The sequence below is a fragment of the Streptococcus oralis genome (genome assembly GCF_026782375.1).
GTDB classification, from domain to species: domain Bacteria; phylum Bacillota; class Bacilli; order Lactobacillales; family Streptococcaceae; genus Streptococcus; species Streptococcus oralis_CL.
On the sequence record NZ_JAKUWJ010000007.1, the window covers coordinates 1 to 7907 of the forward strand.

General features: G+C 38.9%; 2 protein-coding genes. One reads left to right on the top strand and one right to left on the bottom strand.

Translation table 11 applies throughout. From position 1 onward, the window contains the following. Nucleotides 1–114: 114 nt before the first annotated feature. The gene (locus MK409_RS08805; protein ID WP_268706030.1) at nucleotides 115–3270 is read right to left on the bottom strand and encodes a Spy0128 family protein; all 3156 of its coding nucleotides are present in this window, start codon (nucleotides 3268–3270) and stop codon (nucleotides 115–117) included. 410 nt (nucleotides 3271–3680) lie between these two features. Here MK409_RS08805 and MK409_RS08810 point away from each other — a divergent pair. After that, on the top strand, nucleotides 3681–7907 hold a 4227-nt coding region (locus tag MK409_RS08810), incomplete at its 3' end, for a G5 domain-containing protein (protein ID WP_268706031.1).

The window sequence follows — 7907 nt, forward strand, 5'->3', positions numbered from 1 at the left end:
TTTGAAGTACAAAAAAAGTCTCTAGAAAACGAATTTTCTAGAGACTTTCTCTATCAGGTTTCAGAGAGAAGTAGAATTCTCACTTACCAAGTTTCATGTTTCTTCCACAAAAGCTTAAGCTTTACGTTTTACGAAGAATACCAATCCGCTCAATGCCAAGACTACAAATCCAATTGCAGAAAGGATAGAGGCTGATTCCCCTGTGTTTGGAAGTTCAGCTTTACCTTTATTCTCAGTAGCTGGAGGTGCTGGTGTTGGATCTGGTGTTGGTGCTGGATCTGGCGTTGGTGCTGGATCTGGCGTTGGTGCTGGATCTGGCGTTGGTGCTGGATCTGGTGTTGGCGCTGGATCTGGCGTTGGCGCTGGATCTGGCGTTGGTGCTGGATCTGGCGTTGGTGCTGGATCTGGCGTTGGTGCTGGATCTGGTGTTGGCGCTGGATCTGGCGTTGGCGCTGGATCTGGCGTTGGGTTTGGAACAGTGTATTTATTTGTAAATACAACTGCTTTACCATCTGCATATGAGACAGTCGCAGTCAAGAGACCTTGACCATTCGCAACTACAGTGACTGTTACAGTGTGCTCAGTCTTATCGTATTCAACACCCTCTTCAGTACCAACTTTTTCAACCAAGGTATAAGTGTGAGTACCTGCTTCTTCGAATGAACGAACAAAGGCTACTTTACCTTCGGCAGTATTCTTAGCTTCCGCTACAACTGCACCATTTTCTTTCAATTCGAAAGTATAAGCATCAGCCGCAAGTTCTTTACCTTCAAGTTTCTTAGTTGCTTCAATCGTAGCTTCTACTGCTGGTGCTTTAAAGCTATTCGTGAAGACACTACCTGCTGGGTATTCAACAGTTGCCTTCAAGGCATTTGTTGCTGCATCTTTGGTTACTGTTACCACTGCAGTCTTTTCTGTGTCGTAAGTAATACCAGTTGCTCCAGCGTTCACTTCTTTTACAGTATAAGTATGAACACCTTCTGCATCATAGTTGATTGCATTAAATGTTACTTTTCCAGCTTGGTTTGTTTTTGTATCAAGTAGTTTTGTACCTTCATACAATTCAAATTGGAATTCACCATCAACCAAAGCACGACCAGTCAATTCTTTCGTAAACTCAAGTGTTGCTGATGTAGCTGTTGGAGCCGGTGGAACTGGTGCTTTATAAGTGTTAGTGAAGACACGTTCTGCATCCGCATTTTCTACAGTCGCAACCAATTGACCTTGACCGTTATCTGCTACAGTCACTTTAACTGTGTGAGATTCTGTTGAGTATGTCACACCTGCTTCTGTTCCTGATTTCTCAGTAATAGTGTAAGTGTGCTCGCCTGCTTCTGTGTAGTTGACGTTGAAGACAACTTCGCCTGAAGCAGCGTTCTTAGCTTCTGCTACAACTGCATCTTTTTCTTTCAATTCGAAAGTATAAGCATCAGCCGCAAGCTCTTTACCATTCAAGACTTTCTTAGCTTTGATTGTCGCGCTTGTTGAAGCTGCTTTATAAGTGTTAGTGAAAGTTGGTTCTGCTGAAGTAACAGAAGCTGTCAATACTCCACCTTGGAAAGCTGCTGTTACAGTAACTTCCTTACCTGCTTCATCAAAAGTGATACCATTGATTGCTGCTGAAGTATCTTCTTTGATGACGTAGTGGTAAGTTCCCGCACCTTTTACTTCAATGTTCTCGAAGGTAATCGTTCCATCAGCTTTTGATTTCGCTGTGGCTACTGGAGTCTTCAAGTTCTCTGCTGTATATAGGTTAAAGGTAAACTCATCCGCTTTTGGAAGTTTATCTGTACGACCTTCTACCACTTTCTTAGCTGTTACATTGAACACAGCTGGAACAGGCTCGTCCTTAAGGTTGATCGTAGAACCTGCTGCTCCGAGTTTGACTGTATACTCTTTTTCATCTAGCTTATAGCCAGCTGGAGCAGTCTTCTCTTTGATCTTGAACGTTTTACCTTCCCATTTCTGATCATAAGTTTTAGTAAGCGCTACTCCTTTTTCATTCGTAGTCACTTCTGTTGTTTCACTTGCATCATCTGCTGCTGTCACAGTATAAACTGCTCCTGGAACAGGTGAAAGAGTGAAGGCATCTGTCTTATTAATCTTAATTTGGTAAGCTGTAGAAGCCACAATAGTCCCTGAAATCAAGGAAGTCGCTTCCGCTTTCATGCTAAGAGCATTTGGACGACTTGTATTCTGTGCAAGTTTTGTTCCATCTGCTAGAGACAAGGCTGCGATATTTGCTACTTTCGTACCATCATTTGGAGTGGTAGTACTATATGTAACGAAGTAAGATGTTGTTCCGTCCTTAAGCGTAACATCAAATGATGTATAGTTTGAGTTCCAAGCAACTGTATAGTCAGTACCCTCTACCATGAGTTCTGCTCCTGGAGGAACAGCAGAAGTACCGCCTGTAATATCAGCCTTGTAAATCTTCAAGCTTTCTGGAATGTATTGAGCTGGTGTGTAAGATGTGTCATCATTTGGAATTGTGTCATGAAGCACAATGTTTTGTCCAAAATCTTGTTTTTCTGTGTTCACACGTACACGCCAGTTTGACATCTCATTACCTGAGCTTACTGATCCGATTGCTGCTAGTTTTGGAGAGTTCCAGCTTTCACGAGAAGCTTGTCCACCAGCTTTCGCATAGTTTTCAGTACCAACTTTAGGACCTGTGATTGTCTTAGAGGTATATGTATGAGTTACCTCTTGCTTCATAGAAGAAGAATTAAAGCTAATTGGTGTCTTGTTCTGGTCTGTTAGGAAGCGGAATGAAGCCGCAAAGTTACCCGATACATCCTTAACTTTATCTCCACCGGTTTTAGCTAGGTACTTGTCCAAGTTTTTCAAGGTAATTTTTGCTTTACCACCCTTGTCATTACCATTTGATGTTACAACTGCTTCCCCAATCGTTACTTGCGTAGCTGGGTCAACCAAATCTTGAGTGCCGTTGTAGACTGTCATTGGTGCAGGAATGTCGAAAGTGAAATAATCACCATTGTTCAAGTTTTCATTGTATTGTTTGAGATCAAACGTTACACGAAGCTTGTAGGCATTCCCTGTACGAACTGCATAATCTCCCTCAGAAGTTACATTCTGTTTCGTATCTGAAGCATCCAACAACTCAACACCTGTAATAACTTGCGTTAATTCCTTTGGCGTTGGGTCATCAGCTTTAACAGTATTTGTCAAAACAGATGTAAGTGTCAAGACAGAAAGAGCTGCAGCTGAAAGTTTTGAAAGCAATTTCAGCATTTTGCTTTTTGCCATGTTTCCCCTCTTTTCTATATTTTGTTTTCAATGTTCTTAATCCCTCTCCTGAGAAATGAAGAAGAAATTACAGATTATTTGATATTTACTAGTTAAAGCCCTCCAAACACTTTAAATATTAAACATAAATAACCACCTACATTCTAGCATGATACATGTCACTTTGTCAAGTAAAAGAAAATCAATTTTAACTATTTTACGAATAAAATAATTTGTGTTAAAAAATAATTTTAATTTTCTAGTTTGATTTCTTGACTCAAACTACTTGATTTGTTAAAATAGATTGTCTACATTATATTTGTATATGTTATTATGGTTATTTTCTACGGATTATTACATAAATTCATTATTGATACAGGTATAGTTGTAGGTCAAATATAGAATATTTTTTTAAAGGGAATTGTAATTTTATGAAAAAATTGCGAAAAGTTAAGAAGCACTGGGTTGCTGTTTCAATTGGAATTGTCACTTCAGCCTTATTAGTCAATAACGTAGCTGCTAATGAGGTCGGAGGAGAGACCTCAGATGTTTTAAAATCTACTACAGTATCATCTTCAACGATTGAAAAATCCAATGAAGCGGGTGAAACTCCAAGGCCTACTGTGAATGATACAGATGCCAGTTTAGCGCCAAATCAACCCTCTACCCCTTCTTCCAATATATCTGATAGTGCTAATACTGTAGTTGAAACTCCTACAAAGCCTGAAGATAATAAACAAACAGGAAGAAGTGGTTTTCGAAGTGTAAGCGCATCCACCCCTGTAGAAGCAAATAAAAGTCAATCTACAGAATCTGTATCTACTGTCCCTGCTGAATCTATCGAACCTGCTCTAAAACCAGAAGTAAAAGCTGATGAGGAAGCAATCAAAGCAAAAGCCATTCCTGAAATACCAAAAGAAAACCAATCAAAAAAAATTCAGGATGCCATCACAGAAGATGTAAGAACCGTTGTTTCAAAACCAACTGTTGAAGGCGTTGAGTATGATGTTCACTATGATCATAAAAACAAATGGTACTATGTCAATGCTACTGATTTTGGCTTGAATGTAGCTGATAACCAAGATGATACTCTCGCTGTTAATAAAGCACTAAAAGCTGCAAATGAAATCGTAATGGCTGATCCAGATGGCACACAACATACTGGTGTCGCCGTTAAACTTTCTGGAATTGTCAATGTGGCTCGTGATAAAGGTGAAATCGATCACTATAAGATTTTAACATACGGTTCAGGTGTCCCAATGCCTATACAAAAAGGACGAATCGATGGGGTCCAGAATCTTTCGCATGTTACGAAAGAAGAATACGAAAATCTTCGTGTAGACTCGGATGGACTTGTTCGTTATGTTAGTTCTAACGGACAAAACCTTACAGGAATAGCACTGCCTATCTATCGCAAGAGCGAGAATGGCTCCTTTAATCAAATTAAAATCGGTTCTGAGCATTCAAATGTAACTGGTCTGTTTGGGGATGGGCCGGGAACAACCGTATTAAAAACAAATTTAGTTCAGCTAGGAAATCCTTGGGATAGCAACGAGAATGATACTGACAATCGCGACCATGCTGTTTTGCTAGTTGAAAATCAAAATGGATTTCTTGTGAAAGATTTATCTGTTTCTATCCAAAACTTAAAAGAAGCTTTTGGAGAACAACACGATGGCTTCTACGTCAAAGGAATGCCTTACTATGGAAAAGTCGACGGCGTCTTCGTCAATGACTCTGATAATGTAACTGTTGAAGGTGTTGAAGCAAGTGGAGCTAACAAAGCTGGAATTCGTTTTGGTTCCACTCATAATAGTGTTTCAAATATTTCTCTACCTGGTTGGGGTCGCCCTCGCTCTGTGAGTAATTTGATTGCTGGAAAAGCTCCTGGTTATACTTTCAGTAGTCTAAACTTAGGTGAAAACAATAAAGTATTAAACAGTAATACTCACAATAACCGAGTGGCTGGAGTTCAATTCTCTTACCAAACCAATATTCTTATTGAAGGAACAACCACTTCTGAAAATGGACACAAATTAAACGGAAGTACAGGTTATGGTTTCGCTTCAGAGGCTGGATCCTACAATAATGGAATTGTTTTCCGAAACAATACGAGTACCTACAACTACCGTAAAGGGTTAGATATTCACGACGGTGACCGAATTTTAATCGAAAACAACGTTTCATACGGAGATCGCTTGTTAGGGATCTCTGTCTACAACCGAAACTTTAAAATGGAAAATGTTGTCATTCGAAACAACGTTGTCACACAAGATAAAACGAATCGTCTAGTACGAGATGACTTGAAATTGGATGGGACATTCACACACGGTCACGACTATCTCCAGTATGAAGCGATTCATTTGCAAACGAATGAAAAATCTCAGGACTTGAGTGCAGACGGATCGGTAGGTTATTTTGAAATTAGTAATAACCGCATTCAAGATTTGGATTCATCAGGTAGAACCGCTACAAACCAAGACTACAATACAAATGCTATTCTTGTTCGTATGCAAGAACCTTACCTAAACTATGTACTTAATATTAAAAACAACCAAATCACAGGACACTCAGCCAACGATTTGATCAAAATGATTAACTCTTCTAATGACAATATTAGGGGAACAGCTACATTATCTGACACAAGTAAATTTGCAAACGGATTGGGATATGGTTCTGGTTCTATCAACATTAGTAATAATAAAGTCGAGCTTGAAGAACTTTATGGTGATCCAAACAAAGATTTATCAGCAATTACTATTTCAGAATCTCTTAGTAATTTCAATGTCGCAGATAAAAATATTCGAGCTGTCCAAGATAAGTTCCGTGGGTCTGTTGTTTTCCAAAACAATGACATTAAAGTCAAAAAAACTTTCATGAGTACTAGACCTGGCATCATCGGAAAACAAAAGACAATGCCTATTATTTCTATTTCAACAAATGCGGAGGGCGTACTTTTTAAAGATAATAATCTTGACTTTGGGGAAATCACACAATCTTTAGCTACGAATGCTGCAACACAAACACCATTAATTAGCTTAAGCGGAAATAACGGAACTTTAGTGCAACCAGGATTAGGATTTGGTATTAATACAACTCGTACTCCATCTAACCTTCCAAATACACTGAGTCGAACTCAACCTCTAGCTTTTATTGGTAATGATATTAAAATTTCTAATATTAGTTATGCTAACAATGTCGATTTACCAATTCGTGTATTAGAAACGAACAATCTCGTCCGATATACTGAAAATAATACCTTCACTTCTGACTCAGAAATTACAGTTTCTACTACCGATACGAAAACCGATCCACTTGGCAATGCGATCTATAAGCCTGCAACCGAACGTCTCACTCCAAACAAGGAAAAGAATAACGCTCAATTCAATATGGGAGTCAGCCGTTTTTCAACAAGTTCTCCTAGCTTAGTCAATAGTTCAGAAGAGACTGTTCCATATGAAACAATCTACGTTAATGACAAGACAATCGCTGCTGGAACAAGTATTGAAAAAACTCCTGGGGTAACTGGGAAGAAAATTGTAAATACCTATGCAACTAGCGTTGATAACTCTGCTTATGAGAAATCAAGTGGAACCAATATCATGAACTACGGTCTCAGAAATTACTACGAGACAACAAATATTCGGGAAGCGACTGATAATGATCGCATTCCTGGCTTGCTTCGAGCAGACTATACAACCACAGATGGCAAAATTATGATAGCCACTAAAACGTATAGTTACACTGACACTAAAAAACAAACTCAAACAACTGAGATGGCCTATCGCTATGAAAATCTTCCAATTGGTTTGAAGAACGATACGCAATATACATTTACTGATGAAAATGTAACTACGGCACCGCAAAATCGTATTGTCCATGTAGGTACACGAACTTCCAAAGCTATTGGAGCATTTGATCAGTTTGATGTCGATTTCGAAACAGAATATGTAAACGATGATACTATTTTCGTTGGTGATTCTGTCATCAAAACTCCTGGTGTCAAAGGAATCCGTACTGTTTCTTATCGAGAAATCCGTGATAATGATACAAATGATCTAATTTCAAGAGAACAAGTTTCTGATAGTATCACTACTAAACCTATTAAGCAAATCGTACTTGTGGGAACAAAACCACTTACTAGAACTGCTCAAAGAACTGAGAAACAAGATATTGACTTTGATATCGTTAAAGTTCCTTCTGATAAGCTATTTGTTGGTGAAGAAGAGATTCAAACCCCTGGTGTTAAAGGTACTAGAACTATTGTTCATGAAGATACTATTGACAACCGAAACAATACTGTGATCTCGTCTCGTGTTGTCTCTGACGAACAAACTCAGCCTGTCAACCAGATTGTATTAGTTGGAACCAAGCCACTAACTGTAACTACTCAAAGAACTGAGAAACAGGATATTGACTTTGATATCGTTAAAGTTCCTTCTGACAAGCTATTTGTTGGTGAAGAAGAGATTCAAACCCCTGGTGTTAAAGGTACTAGAACTATTGTTCACGAAGATACTATTGACAACCGAAACAATACTGTGATCTCGTCTCGCGTCATCTCTGACGAACAAACCGAACCTATTAAGCAAATCGTACTTGTGGGAACAAAACCACTTACTGTAACTACTCAAAGAACTGAGAAACAGGATATTGAC

Coding starts and splice junctions, on each gene's coding strand:
- MK409_RS08805 (WP_268706030.1), bottom strand. CDS start 3,270: ATGGCAAAAAGCAAAATGCTGAAATTGCTTTCAAAACTTTCAGCTGCA.